At 69.8% G+C, this 16720-nt stretch carries 13 protein-coding genes; 10 read left to right on the plus strand and 3 right to left on the minus strand.

All coding sequences use genetic code 11. From position 1 onward, the window contains the following. Positions 1 to 209 precede the first annotated feature (209 nt). From ACZ7OI_RS21570 to ACZ7OI_RS21605, 8 genes are all read left to right on the plus strand, one after another. Positions 210 to 1766 carry an AMP-binding protein gene (locus ACZ7OI_RS21570; protein ID WP_470265957.1) on the plus strand — a complete coding sequence of 519 codons (1557 nt, stop codon included), beginning with the start codon at positions 210 to 212 and terminating at the stop codon, positions 1764 to 1766. A gap of 107 nt (positions 1767 to 1873) precedes the next feature. Next, positions 1874 to 3121, plus strand: coding sequence for a cytochrome P450 (locus ACZ7OI_RS21575; RefSeq protein WP_470265958.1), 1248 nt, complete (start codon positions 1874 to 1876; stop codon positions 3119 to 3121). A 35-nt stretch (positions 3122 to 3156) separates the two neighbouring features. After that, the gene (locus tag ACZ7OI_RS21580) at positions 3157 to 4050 is read left to right on the plus strand and encodes an NAD(P)-dependent oxidoreductase (protein WP_470265959.1); all 894 of its coding nucleotides are present in this window, start codon (positions 3157 to 3159) and stop codon (positions 4048 to 4050) included. Positions 4051 to 4227: 177 nt separating this feature from the next. Next, positions 4228 to 5334 carry an NDMA-dependent alcohol dehydrogenase gene (locus ACZ7OI_RS21585; protein ID WP_470265960.1) on the plus strand — a complete coding sequence of 369 codons (1107 nt, stop codon included), beginning with the start codon at positions 4228 to 4230 and terminating at the stop codon, positions 5332 to 5334. Positions 5335 to 5469: 135 nt separating this feature from the next. Beyond that, the gene (locus ACZ7OI_RS21590; RefSeq protein ID WP_470265961.1) at positions 5470 to 6669 is read left to right on the plus strand and encodes a saccharopine dehydrogenase family protein; all 1200 of its coding nucleotides are present in this window, start codon (positions 5470 to 5472) and stop codon (positions 6667 to 6669) included. A 37-nt stretch (positions 6670 to 6706) separates the two neighbouring features. Next, positions 6707 to 8044 carry an NAD(P)/FAD-dependent oxidoreductase gene (locus ACZ7OI_RS21595; protein WP_470266001.1) on the plus strand — a complete coding sequence of 446 codons (1338 nt, stop codon included), beginning with the start codon at positions 6707 to 6709 and terminating at the stop codon, positions 8042 to 8044. Next, entirely contained in the window at positions 8037 to 8612 is a 576-nt protein-coding gene (locus tag ACZ7OI_RS21600; RefSeq protein ID WP_470265962.1) for a saccharopine dehydrogenase family protein, read from the plus strand. Before ACZ7OI_RS21595 ends, ACZ7OI_RS21600 begins: the two co-directional genes overlap by 8 nt. A 161-nt stretch (positions 8613 to 8773) precedes the next feature. Next, positions 8774 to 9223 (plus strand): hypothetical protein, encoded by a 450-nt coding sequence (locus ACZ7OI_RS21605; protein WP_470265963.1) that lies wholly within the window; start codon positions 8774 to 8776, stop codon positions 9221 to 9223. A gap of 61 nt (positions 9224 to 9284) precedes the next feature. Here the strand turns inward: ACZ7OI_RS21605 and ACZ7OI_RS21610 are convergent, their stop codons facing one another. Further along, positions 9285 to 11024 (minus strand): MFS transporter, encoded by a 1740-nt coding sequence (locus tag ACZ7OI_RS21610; RefSeq protein ID WP_470265964.1) that lies wholly within the window; start codon positions 11022 to 11024, stop codon positions 9285 to 9287. Positions 11025 to 11328: 304 nt separating this feature from the next. Here ACZ7OI_RS21610 and ACZ7OI_RS21615 point away from each other — a divergent pair, with 304 nt between their 5' ends. Beyond that, positions 11329 to 12510, plus strand: coding sequence for a saccharopine dehydrogenase family protein (locus tag ACZ7OI_RS21615; protein WP_470265965.1), 1182 nt, complete (start codon positions 11329 to 11331; stop codon positions 12508 to 12510). Between the two features lie 26 nt (positions 12511 to 12536). Here the strand turns inward: ACZ7OI_RS21615 and ACZ7OI_RS21620 are convergent, their stop codons facing one another. Further along, the gene (locus tag ACZ7OI_RS21620) at positions 12537 to 14828 is read right to left on the minus strand and encodes a LuxR C-terminal-related transcriptional regulator (protein ID WP_470265966.1); all 2292 of its coding nucleotides are present in this window, start codon (positions 14826 to 14828) and stop codon (positions 12537 to 12539) included. 185 nt (positions 14829 to 15013) lie between these two features. Beyond that, positions 15014 to 15667: a response regulator transcription factor gene (locus ACZ7OI_RS21625; protein WP_470265967.1), complete on the minus strand. Its 654-nt coding sequence runs from the start codon at positions 15665 to 15667 to the stop codon at positions 15014 to 15016. 410 nt (positions 15668 to 16077) lie between these two features. Between ACZ7OI_RS21625 and ACZ7OI_RS21630 the strand changes: the two genes are divergently transcribed. Next, complete coding sequence (locus ACZ7OI_RS21630; RefSeq protein ID WP_470265968.1) at positions 16078 to 16539, plus strand: acyl-CoA thioesterase; 462 nt, start codon at positions 16078 to 16080, stop codon at positions 16537 to 16539. The last annotated feature ends 181 nt before the right edge of the window (positions 16540 to 16720 follow it).

A 16720-nucleotide genomic window follows, 5' to 3' on the forward strand; every position in this document is an offset into this window, starting at 1 on the left:
CCCTCTGCACCGGGCGATCGTGCGTGCGGCGGCCGCTACGCGGAGCCGACCCGGCGACAGTGCGCCCGGCTGGGGGATGACACGGTGCTCCCCCAGCCGGGCACCGCTTGGGCGGCAGCACATGCTTGCGCGCGATTCGCGCGGTTTGCTGCCGTCCGGGCCGATGCGCCGCGCACCGCCGAGAGACATTGCTGGGAAGGAATTCCGCTGTGGGTGAAGCCACCGTTTTCGCCGTGCTGAAGGAGCAGGCCGAGCAGGCCCCGGACGCTCCGGTTCTGCTGATCGACGGCGAGGAGTGCTCGCGAGCGGATCTGTTCGGGTCGGTCACGGCGATCGCCGCCGGTCTGCGCGCGCTCGGTCTCGACCGAGGCGACCGCGGCTTGATCGTGTCGGACAACCGGCTCGAGACAGTGGTCGCCTGGCTCGGCGTCGACTGTGCCGGGATGATCGACGTGCCGGTCAACCCGGAAGCGCGCGGAGCGTTCCTGGAGTATCTCGTCCGCGACTGCGCCCCGCGGGTGGTCATCGGGCTTCCCGCCTATCTGCGCGCGGTCGCCGCGGTGGTCCCGGAGCCCCCGGAGTTCGCGGTCCTGATCGACCCCGACGACGGCGAGCCGCCGTTCGGGCCCGGCACCCGGCACCTGACCTTCGACGAGCTTCGGGAGCTGGGCCGCGACGGCACGGTCGTGCCGCCGCTGGAAAGCGACATCGCGACGATGATCTACACGTCCGGCACGACTGGCCCGTCCAAAGGCGTGCTGCTTCCGCACGCGTACCAGATCACCTGGGCGCGCCGCGGCGCGGAAGGCCTCGGCATGCGGGCGGGGCAGACGGCGTACACACCGGAGCCGCTGTTCCACTCCGACGCACGGTCGTACGTCCTCGCAGCCCTGCTGACCGGCGGACGGCTGGCTCTCGGCAAGCGGTTCAGCGTGAGCCGATTCTGGGACGAGGTGCGCGCCGCCGACGCGTCGTACTTCGCCTACCTCGGCACGATGCTGTCGATGCTGTACTCCGCCGAGCCCAGCGACGCCGACCGCGACCACCCCGCCGTCATCGGGACCGGCGGCGGAGCCCCCGCGGCGCTCCAGAACGCGTTCGAAGAACGGTTCGGCGTCCGGCTGGTCGAGATGTACGGCATGACCGAGGCGCTGTGCATCACCCAGAACACGCCGGAGCACCACCGCGTCGGCTCGGTGGGGCTGCCGACGCCCGAGCTGGAGGTCCGGCTTGTCGACGATCAGGACCGGCCCGTGCCGCCCGGCGAGATCGGCGAGCTGATCCTGCGGCCGAGGGAACCGCACACCGTCATGGCGGGTTACTGGAACAAACCGGAGGCGACGGTCGCCGCCTGGCGGAATCTGTGGTTCCACACCGGCGACCGGATGCGCGCGGACGAGGACGGCTTCCTCTATTACATCGGACGGCTCAAGGACTCCATCCGCCGGCGCGGCGAAAACGTGTCGGCCTGGGAGGTCGAGTGCGCCGCCAACAAGCACGAGGACGTGCGCGAAGCAGCGGCGATCGGGGTGCCCTCGGACCTCGGCGAGGAGGACGTCGCCCTCCTGGTCGTCGAGCAGGAAGGCCGGCGATGCGAGCCGGCGGCGCTGCGCGGCTTCCTCGCCGCGGACCTTCCCAAACACGCCGTCCCGCGCTTCATCGAGATCGTGGACGAGCTGCCGAAGACGCCGACCCAGCGCGTGAACAAGGACCAAGTCCGCGCCCGCGGCATCACCGCGACGGCGTGGGACGGCGAAACGGCCTGACGGGGCCTCCCCCAACCGGGCCGAGACCTCGCCGGTCCCCGCTGGCGCCGGGTCCGTGGCTCTACGTTCGCGCGCATCAGCGTTGGCTACGTCACTGCGGAGGAACGATGAGCACACTCGACGACCCCGGCTTCACAGTCGCCGACCCGCAGCTGTGGGCCGCCGGCCCGCCGCACGAGGTTTTCGCCGAAATGCGCGGCAAATGCCCGGTGCACCACTCGTCCGGCATCGCCGGGATGCCCGAGGCGGCCGGTTTCTGGTCGATCACGAAAGCCGAGGACGTCGCACGCGTCAGCCGCGACTGGAAGACGTTCTCCTCCCACCGCGAGGGAGCGGTCGACCTGACCTGGCACGGCATGCCCGAGGACCTGGTCGAACTGGCCAAGACGGACATGATCAACCTCGACCCGCCGCGGCACGACCGGCTCAAGCAGCTGTTCCTCGAGGGCTTCACCCGCGACCGCATCGCGGCGGAGGAGGACCGGGTCGTCGAGGCGGTCAAGAACGTGCTGGACCGCCTCGACGGCAAAGACTCCTGCGACCTGGTCAACGACGTGTCGAAGCCGATCGTCGCCCGCGTGATCCACGGGTTCATGGGAATCCCCGAGGAAGACGACGCCCGCTGGATCCACAACATCAGCCGCTACATCGCCCTCGAGGACCCGCATTTCAATCCCGGCGGGCTCGAGGAGTGGCTGACCGTCTTCATCCCCGACCTGATCGGGCAGTGCGTGGCGCTGGTCGAGGATCGCAAGGCCGACCCGGGCGACGACCTCATCAGCATCCTGGTCAACGCCGAGGTCGAAGGGGACAAGCTCGCCGACGACGAGATCATCGCGGGCATGCTGCTGCTGTTCGCCGCGGGCAACGACAGCACGATGGCGACCTACACCAGCGCGATGATCGCGCTGATGGAAAACCCGGACGAACGCCGGAAGGTGCTCGCCGACCCGTCGCTGGTGCCGAACGTGGTCGAGGAGGCACTGCGGATGTTCCCGGCGTTCGCGCTGATGCGCCGCACCGCGACCAAGGACGTGGAACTCGGCGGCGCGCAGATCAAGGAAGGCGACTCGGTCGTCATGTGGTACCCGTCGGCGAACCGCGACGAAGACCGTTACGAGGACCCGGATCGCTTCGACGTGACCCGGAACCCGGAACACCTGGCCTTCGGAGCGGGCGGCCGGCATTTCTGCCTCGGCAACGCACTCGCCCGGCTGGAGCTGCGGGTGATGATCGGGGAAACCCTCAAACGCTACCCCGAAATGGAAATCGCCGGAGACGCGCCGTTCACCGCGTCGTTCTTCGCCAACCAGCGCCAATCGCTCCCGGTACGCCTCGGTCCCCGCAAGGCCTGACCCGCCCGACTCAATCGAAAGAACGCGGAGAATCCATGACTGACACCTCTTCAACGACGAAGACCTACGACGTGGCGGTCCTCGGCTGCGGGCTGCTGGGCTCCGCCCTCGCCCGCAACTTCGCCGCCAAGGGCCACCGGACCGCCGCCTGGAACCGCACCCCGGCCAAGGCCCAAGCGCTCGAAGCCGACGGCGTGCGCGCCGTGGCGGACATCGGCGAAATCGTCCGGTCCTCGAAACTCGTAGTGGCTGTCACCTCCACCTACGCGACCACTCGCGAAGCCATCGCAGCTGTCCCCGACTGGACCGGGACCACTCTGGTCAACGTCGGCACCGGCACTCCCGCCGACGCCGAGGAGCTCAAGGCGTGGGCCGAGGCCCGCGGCGTTCGCTACCTCGACGGCGCGGTGCTCTGCTACCCGCAGCAGGTCGGCACCGACGAGGGCATGGTCCTCTATTCGGGCTCGGCCGAGGCATGGGCCGAGCACGAGCAAACCCTGACCGCACCCGGGCCGTACTCCATGTTCGTCTCGGACAACGTGAAGGCGGCGAGCGTTCTCGACGCCGCGATCATCGGCGGGTTCTATTCGGCAGCGCTCAGCGCATACGTCGAAGCCTCCACCTATGCGCTTGACCAAGGCGTCGACCCGGAGACACTGAACGCGATCAGCGAGCTGGCGTTCCAGACCCTGGCCACTACGGGCAAGGAGGCGGTGGCAGCCATCGCGAGCGGTCAGCACGAGACCGAGACCGCCACGCTCAGCGTTTACGCCGAAGGCTGTCGCGCCACGGTCGGTGCCATGCAGTCGGCGGGCCACAAGGCCCGGCTGCTCGCCGCGGCCGTGGAAAACCTCACCGAGGCCGAAAAAGCCGGTCTGGGCAATCTCGGGTTCTTCGCCTCGACGAAGATCGCCCGCGTCAGTTCCTGACCCGGCCCCCTGGAAGCGGGCCTGACGCACCGGGCAGGTCCGCTTCCGGCTTTTCGTGGCGCGGCCGCGCGCCCCGGCTCCCCCGTCCGGGCATTCCCCGCACGACGGGGGCGGAGAACGGGCACGCCCGGCCTAGATTCGCCGTCCCGAACGAACGAGCCAATCCGAGGAAGCGCAATGAAAACCACTGCCGCGGTGCTGACCGAGGTCGGCAAGCCATTCGAGATCGTCGAACTCGACCTGGAGGGCCCGAAGGAGGGCGAGGTCCTCGTCCGCTATGTCGCCGCGGGCCTGTGCCATTCCGATCTCCATTTGCTCAAGGGCGATTTCCCGTCCCGGCTGCCGATCGTCGGCGGCCACGAAGGCGCGGGCGTCGTCGAGGAGGTCGGCGCGGGCGTCACCAAAGTCAAGCCGGGCGACCACGTGCTGGCGAGCTTCATCCCGAGCTGCGGCGAATGCCGATGGTGCCGCAGCGGCAAGCAGAACCTGTGCGACCTCGGCGAGAACCTGCTCGACGGGCAGCTCCCGGACGGCACCTTCCGGTTCAGGCTGAACGGCGAGGACGCCGGCGGCATGTGCTCGGTCGGCAGCTTTTCGCAGTACGGCACGCTTTCTCAGCACTCCGTCATCAAGATCGACGGGTTTCTCCCGCTCGATCGCGCGGTGCTCACCTCCTGCGGTGTACCGACCGGCTGGGGCACCGCGGTCAACGTGGCCGGCGTCCGCCCGGGCGACACGACGGTGATCTACGGCGCGGGCGGCGTCGGCATGAACGCGGTCCAAGGCGCGGCCGCGGCCGGCGCGAAGTACGTCGTAGTCGTGGATCCGGTCGAGTTCAAGCGCGAAACCGCGCTGAAGCTGGGCGCCACCCACGCGTTCGCGGACGCGGACCAGGCACTGGAGTCGGTGTGGGAGATGACCCACGGCCAGGGCGCCGAATCGGCGATGGTGATCGTCGGCGACGTGAACCCGGAGGTCGTCACCGCCGCGTTCACCGTCGTCGGCAAAGCCGGCACTATCGCGATCACCGCCATGGGCCCGTGGGACGACCCGAGCGTCCAGCTCCCGGCCGCCCAGCTCGCGATGTTCCAGAAGACGGTCAAGGGCTGCATTTTCGGCCAGTTCAACCCGCAAAGCGACGTCCCGCGGCTGCTCGGCCTTTACCAGACCGGCAAGCTCAAACTGGACGAGCTGGTCACCCGGGAATACCGCCTCGAAGAGGTCAACCAAGGCTACGACGACCTCCTCGCCGGCGAGCTGATCCGCGGCGTGGTGACCTTCTAGCCGGGACGGCAGCGGCGGAACGACCTGCTGGACAAGGAAAGTCCGCTCGCGCGCCGTCCGCCGCTGCTCCCCCAGGCGGGCAGACTGCCTCCGCCACGACCGCCCTCTTGCCCGCTTCCCCGCCACGATGCGGCCATGACTTCGACAGTTTCCGCGCGCAGCGCCAAGCACGTTCTGGTGACCGGCGGCGCCGGCGAGATGGGCGCGTACGCGTGCGGCGTGCTCGCCGGCGCCGCCGAGATCGAGAGCCTCGTCATCGCAGACCGAGACGAGGAGAAGGCAGCCCGGCTCGCGGCCAAACTCGGGTCGAAGGCGACGGCCCTCGCGCTCGACATCTCGGACTCCGAAGCACTGGCGAAGGCGCTCTCCGACGTCGACCTCGTACTCAACTGCGCAGGCCCCTTCTACCGGTTCGGCCGCGAGGTGCTCAGCAGCGCCATCGCCGCCGGCACCGACTACCTCGACATCTGCGACGACTGGGAACCCACCCTGGAAATGCTCGAACTGGACGACGCCGCCTGCGCGGCCGGCGTCACCGCAGTGATCGGGATGGGCGCCAGTCCGGGCACCAGCAACCTGCTCGCGGTGCTGGCGATGGACGAGTGCGACACCGTCGACCGCGTTTACACGTCGTGGCGCGCTTCCGCCGCGCACTTCCCGCGACCCGGCGAAGGAGAAGAATTCCCCGAGGCGACCGCGGCCATCGAGCACTGGGTGCACAACTGCACCGAGCCGATCAAGATCTGGCGCGACAACAGCCTCGTGGACGCGTACGCGCTCGAGGAGCGGACACTCGCGTACCCCGGACGCGGCGAAGACCAGGTCTGGGTGTGCGGCCACCCCGAACCGCTGACCCTGCCCAGGGTCCGGCCCGAGGTGCGGGAGTCCCTGAACGTGATGAGCGCGCGCCGGGGCCTCATGGACGGGATCAGCCGGATCGCCGAGCGCGTCCGTGCGGGCGAGCTGAATGTCCGGCAGGCCTCCGACGAACTGCTGCGGCAGCCGAACCTCAGCGGCAAGGCCGCGGGTCCGTCGCCGAACCTGCCCAGCAACATCTTCGCGGTGGCGGAGGGCGTCAAACACGGTTCCCCGGTCCGGGTCGGCGCGCAGGCGCTGGTGCAGCCGGAAGGGAACATGGGCGAGATGACCGGCATCCCGCTGGCCGTCGCGGCACTGATGTCGGCGCGCGGCCAGGTCGCCAAGCCGGGCGTGCACGGCCCCGAGGGCGCGATCGATCCGAAGGTCTTCTTCGCCGAGCTGGCGAAGTTCGCGCCCGAACCGCCGGTGCCCGGCGCCGAGGTGTACGAGGTCGTCACCGAAACCCTCGACAGTTGACCAATCCGCGCAGAGACGAGCGAATCGAGTGACCACAATGGACAACGCGGGCGGAGCGTCCGTCACCTATCTCTCGGGCACCGGCTGGGTCGACCGGCCGGAGACGCTCGAGCCGGCTCTGTCCGGCGAGACGACATGCGACGTCGCGGTCATCGGCGGCGGGCTCGGCGGGATGGCCGCCGCGCTCCGGCTCGCCGAACTCGGCCGGGACGTCGTGCTGGTCGAGGCCGACCTGTGCGGCTGGGGAGCCAGCGCGCGCAACGCCGGGTACATCACGCCGACGCTGGGCAGCGACCCCCGGATCCTGAAGACCTTCTACCGCGACCGCGTTCGAGGTCTGTACCGGTTCGCCACCAATTCCGTGAGTTTCACCGAGGAACTGATCGACGGCCGCGGGATCGAGTGCGGCTACCGCCCGACCGGCAACATCGCGGCCGCCCCGACCGTCGCCGCGTTCCGCAAGATGGCGGCGCACGCCAAGCCGGGCCGCCGATCCGTCGTGGGCGACGCTCGGCAGCTGGGCATCCCCCCGGCGTTTCCGGGCGGAATGCACGTCAAAGTCGGCGGCACGCTCAACCCGGGGCAGCTCGCTCTCGGAGTCCGCGAGGCGGTTCGTGCTTCGAACGTCCGCGTCTTCGAGCAGAGCCCGGTCACCGGCATCGCCGACACCGGCGATGCCGTCCGGATCGACCTTCTCGGCGGGAGAATCCTTGCCAGCCAAGCGATCCTGACCGTCAACGCGTTCGCCAACCAGTTGCCGATCACGCCGAGGAACCTCAGCACGCCGGTGTACGTGACCGCTGTCGAAACCGAACCGGTCTCGGCCGCGCAGCTCGACGAAGCGGGCTGGACGAGCCGCGTCCCCATGACGACGAACCACTTCGTGATGCAGAGTTTCCGGACCACGAACCGCGGCACCATCGTCTTCACCACGCGCAGCCTGCAGACCGCGCGCCGGGCGCGCGCCGACCGGATGCCTGGCCAGGCGGTCGTCGACGACCTGATGCGCGGCTTCCGGGAACGCTTCCCCACCTTGGCCGACCTCGCACCGGCGCGCGCCTGGGGCGGCTGGATCGGGCTCACCCCCTCCAACATGGCCGTCGCGGGACAGGCCAGCCCTCGCGTGCACTACTCGCTGGCCTGCAACGGCCACGGGCTTCCCCAAGCGCCGTACCTCGGCACCCTGCTCGCCGACCGGCTCTGCGACAAAGGCACGCACGACGACCTCGCCGCTGTCTGGCGCGAGTCGCCCCGGTTCGCTCCCGGCGTCGTGAACCCGGTGACGCTTCGCCTGGGCTGGCTGGCCGACCGCACGCTCGACCGAGCCGACCAGCTGTTGAATCGCAACAAGATCCGAAGGAGCACCCGTGTCTGACCAGAACCCGCCTCTTGGCACCGTGATCATCGTCGGCGGAGCCGGCGCGATGGGCCGCTGGGCCGTGCGCGGCATCGCCAAGCTCGGCTCCGCCCGCAAGCTCCTGATCGCGGACATCGACCTCGCCCGTGCCCAGCAACTGGCTGACGAAGTCGGCGGGCCGTGCGCGGCAGTGCGATTGGACGCTACCGACCCGGCTGCGCTGCGCGAGGCGTTCGGGGACTGCGACGTCGTCCTCAACACCATGGGCCCGTTCTCGAAGTTCGCCCGGCCGATCCTCGAAGCCGCCGTCGAGTCCGGCTGCGACTACCTCGACATCGACGACGACTGGGAATCCACCGTCGAGGCATTCGAATTCGACACGTCGGCCCGGGAGAAGGGCCTGCGCGTCGTGAAGGGCATCGGCGGCAGCCCCGGCATCTCCAATCTCGCCGCGGTCGCGGCCGCCCGCCGGCTCGACAAGGTCACCGAGATCTTCACCGGCTGGTCGATGCGCGGCGCCGTGCTCGAAGACGAGCCCGCCTACCCGTCGCGGGAGGAGCCGGCGCGGCGGTCGAGCACTGGCTGATCCAGATCAGCGGCTCGATCCGCGCCTACCGCGACGGCGCCGAGAAAGACATCGAGCCCATTGCTCCCGTTGAGCTGCTTTACCCTGGCAAAGGCCAGGTTCAGGCCTACACAGTCGGGCACCCGGAGGCGATCACGCTGCCTCGCTGCTTCCCCACGGTCGTGAACTCGACCAACCTCACGTCCGGTCCGGCCTGGGTCTTCGACCACGCCCGCTCCGTCGCGGCGGACTACGACGCGGGCCGGGTGACGCTCGCCGAGGGCGCCAGCCGGCTCGAAGACATGCCCGGCCCGCCCGAAGGCACGCCGCGAACCCGCGACCCGCTTCACCAGGTGTGGGCGCTGGCACGGGGAGAACGCGACGGCGAACCCCTGGCGGTCTCGATCGAGCCCGCGTCCATGCCGCCGGGCAAGATGGGCGGCGGCACCGGCGCGGCACTGGCCGTCGGGCTCGAACTGCTCCGCCAGGGCCGCATCGCCAAGCCGGGCGTGCACGCACCGGAAGGCGTCATCGAGCCGCGGGACTTCTTCTCCGTGTTCCTGGAGTTCGTCGAACCGGCCGTGGACTCGGTCGACGACCTGCTGATCGTCCACGAAGGACCGATCTCCTGAGCACAGCGGAACGCCCCGGCCGCGATCGGCCGGGGCGTTCCGCTGTGGCGAGGCGGACTGGTCAGTCGCTGGCGCCCACCAGCAGGCTGAAGCCGTGCGGGTGCCGCAACCGGGACACCAGCGTCGCCACGATGACGAGCACCGGGAAGACCAGCGTGATCCAATACCCGTAGGTGTACACGTCCCCGAGCGGGAAATGCGTGCCGTCCAGCAGCAGGTCCGAAGTACTCAGGTTCACCTGGCTCGCATAATCCGTGTACGCCTTCACCGCCGCCGGAGAACCGCTCGCAGCCTTGGTCCCGAGTTCGGTCAGCACTGCCGCGTCGACGGACTGGTAGACGAAGCCCGACGCGTTCTGCACCACGGTGATCACCGCCGCGCCGACCGCGAACCCGATCGCCATGACGGTGCCCGGCATGCCCGCCGCCATGCCGGCGCGCTCCTCGGGCACGACGAACTGCGGCACGGCGAACGCGCCGCTGTAGCCTGCCCGGCTGCCCAGGCCGACGATGCCCGAACCGACGACGTATTCCCATACCTGATCATGCGCGACGGCAAGGAAAACCAGGCCCACCGCGCAGATCACCGCTCCGGCGACCAGCACCACTCCGGGCCGTCCGCGTGCGACGAATCGCTCCGAAGCCTTGCCGGACAGGAACATCGTCAGCGCGAACGGCAGCATCACGAGGCTGGTCGCGAGCGGGCTGAAGTTCAGGCCGTACTGTGCGACGTGATCCGGCCACCCGGTGCCCGCGGGCAGGCTCACGCCGCCGACCGGGAACGGGTTGGGGAGATTGCCGTGCAGCATCGCCGGGTCGTTCGGGTTCTGCAGGTAGTAGTTGACGAGCACCAGGAACGCGGCATCGACACAGCCGAACAAGCCGGCCGACAAGCACGCCGTGGCGACGAAAGGCTTGCGCAGCAACGCCAAGTCGAAGGTTGGCTTCGAGGACTTGCGCTCGGCGAAGACCCAGCCGACCGCCAGCACGAGGCCGAGCAGCAGAACCAGGTCGGCGTGCTTGCCGATCGCGGTGTCGGCGGGTGCGCTGAAGCCGAGGAGGATGACAGCGACCCAGCCGATCAGCCACACGGTCCCGAAGATGCCGATCCGCCCGCGGGACTCCGGCGGCGAGTTCGGCACGATCGCCAGTAGGCCGACGGTCGTGAGCACGAAAAGCCCCGCCAGCACATAGAAGAACGGCGCGATCGACTGGTGCGGGATGACCGGGGCCATCGTCGTCGGATCGAGGGTCAGCCGATCCGGCACCGGCCATAGCTTCAGCGAGACACCCCCGCCGACCATTCCGAGCACGACACCGGTGCCGGTGGCCATGATCAGCACGGTGACCGCCGTCGACACGGCGTTGCCGCCCAGGTGCCGGCGCAGGAAGCTCAGCGGCACCAGCTGCGCCGCGCCGCCGAAGCCCATCAGCGCCGAGCCCGCGACGAGGGCGACATAGTTGTCGGCCACCGCCGCGATCAGTGCGCCGCCGGTGAGGAATCCGCCGGACAGCAGCGAAACGGTGCGATCGCTGAGCACGTCGGTCATCCTCGGGATCAGGACGAACCCGGCGCCGCCGCCCAGGGTGAGCGCGGTGAACACCCACGTCGCGGCGGTCACCGAGTTGTGCGCGTAGCTGATCGTGATGAGCGGCAGCAGCGGGGGAAGCATGAAGGCCACCGCGTTGGTCACGGTCGCAAGCACCGCGGCGATCCCGATCAGCGCGGCGCGATGGGGCGCGGACCGCGCCCCGACGTCTTCGGCGACGGACAGGCTCGCCGGCTCTTGCATGTGGGTCATCGTTGATCCCGATCTTTCGAGTGGCTCGCTGGGTGGCGGACAAGGTAGAAGCGCCCCCGCACCGGATCTGCCGCTGGACTCGCGATGTGACCGGATGGGGGATGCCGCCGGTCACACCTTCCGGCGCAAAGCTCGCAACACAGGGCAGAACCGGCGATATCCGGCAGCCCCCCCGGGGGGCCGGGCAAGTCCGCGGTCCGCCGCTGCGCAGACGATCCCGCGGACCTGCGGCCCGAATCCCCCGAGCGGGCGTAGAACGCCTGCGCCGGCTCCCCGGGCCTGCCGCGCGCCCGACCATGGCCGCATGACGAATTCCTCCACGAACCGCCGCGGGCGCAAGCGGATCCTCGTGACCGGCGGTGCAGGCGAGATGGGCGCCTACGCCTGCCGCGCCCTCGCCAAGGCCGACGAGGTGGAATCGGTCCTCGTCGCCGACCGCGACCAGAACCGCGCCACCCGGCTCGCCGCCGAACTCGGCCCGAAAGCCCAGCCGCTGGACCTCGACATCTCCGATGCCGACGCCCTCCACGACGCGCTGACGCCGGTCGACATCGTCCTCAACACAGCCGGGCCGTTCTACCGCTTCGGACGCGAGGTGCTCACCGCGGCGATCGCGACCAGGACGAACTACCTCGACATCTGCGACGACTGGGAACCCACGCTCGAAATGCTCGGCCTCGACGACGCCGCCCGCGCCGCCGGGGTCACCGCGGTGATCGGGATGGGCGCGAGCCCCGGCACAAGCAACCTCCTCGCGCTGCTGGCGATGAACCAGTGCGACACCGTCGACCGCGTCTACACCGCCTGGCGCGCCGGAGCCCTGCCGTACCCGACCGCCGAGGATCCCGACCCGAAACCGAATGCCGCCTTGGAGCACTGGGTCCACAACTGCACCGAGCCGATCAAGATCTGGCGCGACGGCGGGCTCGTCGACGCCTACGCACTCGAGGAGACGACTCTCGCCTACCCCGGCCGCGAAGCGGGCTCCGTCTGGGTCTGCGGGCATCCCGAGCCGCTCACTCTCCCGCGCGTCCGCCCCGAGGTGCGCGACTCGCTCAACCTCATGGTGGCCCGCCGCGGGTTGATGGACGGCATGGTCCGCGTCGCCGAGCGCGTTCGGGCCGGCGAACTGGATGTTGCCGGCGCGGCCAGGCAGATCCTGCGCGAACCGAACACCGGGGGTGCCGTCGCGGGCCCGCCCCCGACGCTGCCGAACCTCTTCGCGGTCGCCGAAGGAACCAAGGACGGCAAGGGAACCCGGGTCGGTGCTCAGCCGATCGTGCTGCCCAACGCGAACATGGGAGAGATGACCGGGTACCCGCTCGCCGTCGCGACGCTGTTGATGGCGCGCGGAGTGGTCGAGAAACCCGGCGTGCACGGGCCGGAGGGCGCGGTGGACCCGGGCGCATATTTCGCCGAGCTGTCCCTGTTCGTCGAAAACCGCCCCGCCGGGCCGGTCGTCGAGGTCGTCTCCGAGGAGATCTGACGGCGCCCGGCGCCGCGGCCCGCGCGTCACCGCGAGGGCCGCACCATCCAGTTCGCGATCTGGGTCCGGGTCGAAAAACCCAGTTTCGCGAGAATGCTCTCCACATGCCCTTCCGCGGTCCGCAAGGAGATCACCAGCCTCTTGGCGATCTCCTTGTTCGACAACCCCTCGGCGACGAGTTCCGCGACCTCGCGCTGACGCCGGGTCAGCACTGATACGTCCGCCGGAACCGGCTCCGGGCCGCTGTCCGGCGAAGCGTCGAGCAACGCCAGCGCCACGATCTCCGCCCGCGGCTGCTCAGCCCCGCGGACGAACGCGGTTTCGAACCGCTCGTCCCCGAGATCCTTCCGCGCCGCGGATTCGTACTTCTCCCGCTGCGGACCGAACTGCCGGGCACCGGCGCCGGGCTGTGGGGCTCCGATGGCCTGCCACAGCTTTTCCGCACCGCCGAAGAGCATCGCCGCGCGCTGACTGTCCCCCTTCGCCGCGGTCGCACACGCCAACTGCTCCATCGCGAAGGCCATGCCCAGTGTGTCATGGAACGTCCACTTGATCCGCAGCGCGGCCCGCAAGTCCGATTCGGCGCGGGCGACGTCGCCTTGGAGCAGTTCCGCGAAACCCCTCCCCCACAACGCGTACGAGAGATTCCACTGGTCCCCGTTGGCTTTGCAGTGCTCGAACAGTTCGGCGAACAGGTCGGCCGCGCGGCCGACCTCGCCTGCGCGCAAATGCGCCGCTCCCAGCTCGACCCTCAAACTGTCCGGGTACTGGGAGTTCACGCAGGCGCGCTCGTACAGCGCCAGCGCCTCGGTCAGCACCGGCACCGCTCCGGCGGGATCGTCGGACACCACGAGCCGCATCCCCATGACGTGCGTGGCGTACGCGAGCGCCGCCGTGTCGCCGAGCTGCCGGGCGAGGTCGCGAGCCTGCTCCGGCGCGGCAGTGAGCGCGTCCTGGTCGCCGAGAAAGGCGCCGACGTAGGCAGCGGTCGCCAAAGCCCAGGCTCGTTCGTGACTCGGCTCCTCGTCCAAGGCCAGCCCGCGCTCCAGCCAGAGCCTTCCCTCGGACACCGAGGTGATGGCTCCCCAGAACCAGGGCATCGCCGCCAAGCGCAGGCCGGTTCGCGCTTCCCCCGGCACGGAAAAGGAAAACTCCAGCGCCCGGCGAAGATTGGCGTGTTCTGCCAGCACCCGGTCCGTCCACTCCCGCTGCCGCGGGCCGACCCATTTCTCGCCCGCCGCTTCGAAGAGTTTCAGGCACCAGTCGCGATGCCGCCGCTCCAGATGCGTCCGCTCGTCGGCCTCCGCGAGCCGGGACTGCCCATACGCCCGGACCGTGTCGAGCATCCCGAACCGAGCGTGTCGCGCGTGCGAGTCGCGAGTGAAGATCGATTTGTCCAGCAAACCGGCGACCGTGTCGAGGACGGCCTCCCGGGGCAGACCCAGGTCCGCGCAGACCTCTTCCAGCGCCTCGGTGTCGAATCCGCCCGCGAACACCGACGCACGGGCCCACAACAGGCGCTCAGCCGGGGTGCACAGCTCGTAGCTCCAGTCGACGAGCGCCTGCAGCGTCCGATGCCGCTCCGGCACGTTCCGGTTGCCCTCGCGCAGCATCGCGAAGCGGTCGTCGAGCCGGCTCACGAGATCGTCGATGGACAGCACCCGCAGCCGCGCCGCGGCCAGCTCAATCGCCAGCGGAATGCCGTCGAGCCGGTGGCACAGCCGCACGACCGCCGCCTCGTTCTCCGCGGTAAGGGCGAAACCGGGCACTGCGGCCGCCGCGCGCTCGGTCAGCAGCGCGACGGCCGGGTAGTGCGTCGCCGCGCCCGGCGTGCTCGGCTCCTCCGGGTCCGGCACCGGCAACGGCGGCACCGAAAAGACATGCTCGCCCGCAATCTTCAAGGAGTGCCTGCTGGTGGCCAGAATCCGGATCTCGGGCGCCGCGCGCAGCACCGCGTCCGCGAGGTCGCCGACAGCCGCCACCAGATGCTCGCAGTTGTCGAAGACCAGCAACATCCGCGAGGTCCGCAGCTGATCGCACAACGCCTCGACCGGTTCGCGCGCGGACTGCTCCCGGACAGCCAGGGCGCCCAGCACCGCGTGCGGCAGCAACGCCGGATCCTCGAGAGCCGCCAGTTCGACCAGGCACACACCGTCCGGGAACGCACGCCGCACGTCAGCCGCGACTCGGTAGGCCAGCCGGGTCTTGCCGACGCCGCCGATGCCGGTGAGCGTGACCAACCGCGCCGCGGCGATGAGTTGCCGGACCGCGGTGACGTCGTGCCGCCGGCCCACGAAACTCGTCAAGTCCGCCGGCACGGTCGTCGGCGCTCTCCCTTGCGGTGAAGCCATGGGCATCCTGCGTGTATGGGTGGCCGGGACGCGCGTCATCGTACGTCTCCGGTTCCCGGCTCACCAGGCATCGGAACCGGGATGCCGCCCAGCGCGCCGTTGCCCGAATTGTGCGCCGTTTCCCAGTCGTACCGCAGCCGCTGCACGCGAGGTCAGGCGACGAGCCCGAGTTCTTGCGCACGGCTGGCGGCCTGCGCCCGGTTGCGGACCCCGAGCTTGCGGTAGACCGCGCTCGTGTGCTGTTTGACGGTGTGCCGCGAAAGGTTCAGCGACAGCGCCATTTCGGGATTGCTCTGACCGGACACAAGGTGCTGCAACACGTCCAGCTCGCGCTTGGAAAGCTGCACCGGCAACGGCCCGGTGTCCTTCGGAAACACCCGCCCGCCCTCCGCGACGCGCTTCACCGAAGCGACCAGTGCCGCGGTCGGCATCTGCTTCGGCAAGGCCGCGACGGCGCCGTTCACCAAGCCCAGCGCGGCGGATACCCTCCCCTCCGCCGACATCAGCACGACCCGGACATGCGGCATCTGCGCGTGGAATTCGCGGCACAGCTCGAGCCCTGACCGGCCCGGCAACGACGTGCTCACCAGTACCAGCTGCGGCTGGTACCGCCGAGCCACCTGCCAGGCCAGATCGGCCGTCGAGACCCCGAGGCACGACGCCACCCACGGTTCGCCGTGCAGCACCGCCCGCAACCCAGCCTGCAGCAATTCGTGTTCCTCGACGATCAACACCCGCTGCGCCTGGCACCGGTCGCGCGGGATCTCCCCGGCTGGAACCGGCCGCTCCACGGCCATGACTGTCATCCGGGCACCTCCGGCTGCTCGTGCGGTCAACGCCGACCCACGGGACGGCTCCCGCAGCGCCGCGCCGGGCACTGCACCACCCGCCTCGACGGGGTGAGCCATCCACCTGTGATGTGAATCATTGCTGGTCACAGGCGTCCGGACACCCGGGGAACTACCCGGGTAGTACCTGTCCCCGGTCCCGGCGGCGCCCGCTCCGCGCGAGTCGGCGGGGGTGCTTCACACCGGCGAAATGACAGCCCGCGACGTCGGGACAGCGCCGAGCCGAGCACGCCTGACCGTGGCGTACGCGCCCGTTCCAAACCGGAACCTCTCCCCGACTGCGCCCGGCTGGGGGATGCTTCCCCCGACCGGGCGGAGAACCCGCCCGCCGTCCGAACAACGCGGCCGGGGTTGAATACCGTGCGTCCATGTGGCGAAGCGACTATCAACTCCGGCCCAACGAGATAGACGCGATGGGCCACCTCACTGCGACCGCGTATCTCGGCTTGCTGGAAGAAGCGCGGGCCGCGTGGCTGGTCAAAAGTCTCGGCACACAGCACCCGCCGTGCGTCCTCCGGTCTCAGCACATCGACTACCAGCGCGAAATCACGCCCGCGGACGGCACGGTGACCGTGACCCTGGCAGTCCTGGAACTGGGCACGTCGAGCGTGCTGATATCCGAGGCGATCTCGGCCGGCGGAACCGTCCGCGCGAGGTCGGAGGCGGTGCTGGTCATGTGGGACGGACAGCGCCGCACCGCTCGCCCGATGACCGAGCACGAGCGCTCGTCGCTGGCAGCCTTCATCCCGCCGGGCAGGCGGACTTCGGCCCGAGAATACGCGAGCCGGGCGTGCGTCCAGCCAGTCAGCGACGGTCGGGCGAGGGGCTGAGCAGTCGCGTCCTCAACAGTCAGCAGTGCCGCGGTGAGACGGGGGCGGCACCGGTCACGACCACGCCCTCGGGACCCGCGACTGCACAGACAGATCCTCAGAGCCGTCGAACCAGATATTGGTCGTGCCTCGCCAAAGCCGAGCCAGATACACAAATGCACCGTCTGCCCCACCGATCGAG

The sequence above is a fragment of the Amycolatopsis sp. NPDC114503 genome (assembly GCF_055633655.1).

Bases quoted from the DNA above. Each gene is read 5' to 3' on its own strand.
- ACZ7OI_RS21575 (WP_470265958.1), top strand. From the start codon at position 1,874: ATGAGCACACTCGACGACCCCGGCTTCACAGTCGCCGACCCGCAGCTG.
- ACZ7OI_RS21580 (WP_470265959.1), top strand. From the start codon at position 3,157: ATGACTGACACCTCTTCAACGACGAAGACCTACGACGTGGCGGTCCTC.
- ACZ7OI_RS21585 (WP_470265960.1), top strand. From the start codon at position 4,228: ATGAAAACCACTGCCGCGGTGCTGACCGAGGTCGGCAAGCCATTCGAG.
- ACZ7OI_RS21590 (WP_470265961.1), top strand. From the start codon at position 5,470: ATGACTTCGACAGTTTCCGCGCGCAGCGCCAAGCACGTTCTGGTGACC.
- ACZ7OI_RS21595 (WP_470266001.1), top strand. From the start codon at position 6,707: ATGGACAACGCGGGCGGAGCGTCCGTCACCTATCTCTCGGGCACCGGC.
- ACZ7OI_RS21610 (WP_470265964.1), bottom strand. From the start codon at position 11,024: ATGACCCACATGCAAGAGCCGGCGAGCCTGTCCGTCGCCGAAGACGTC.
- ACZ7OI_RS21615 (WP_470265965.1), top strand. From the start codon at position 11,329: ATGACGAATTCCTCCACGAACCGCCGCGGGCGCAAGCGGATCCTCGTG.
- ACZ7OI_RS21625 (WP_470265967.1), bottom strand. From the start codon at position 15,667: ATGACAGTCATGGCCGTGGAGCGGCCGGTTCCAGCCGGGGAGATCCCG.
- ACZ7OI_RS21630 (WP_470265968.1), top strand. From the start codon at position 16,078: ATGTGGCGAAGCGACTATCAACTCCGGCCCAACGAGATAGACGCGATG.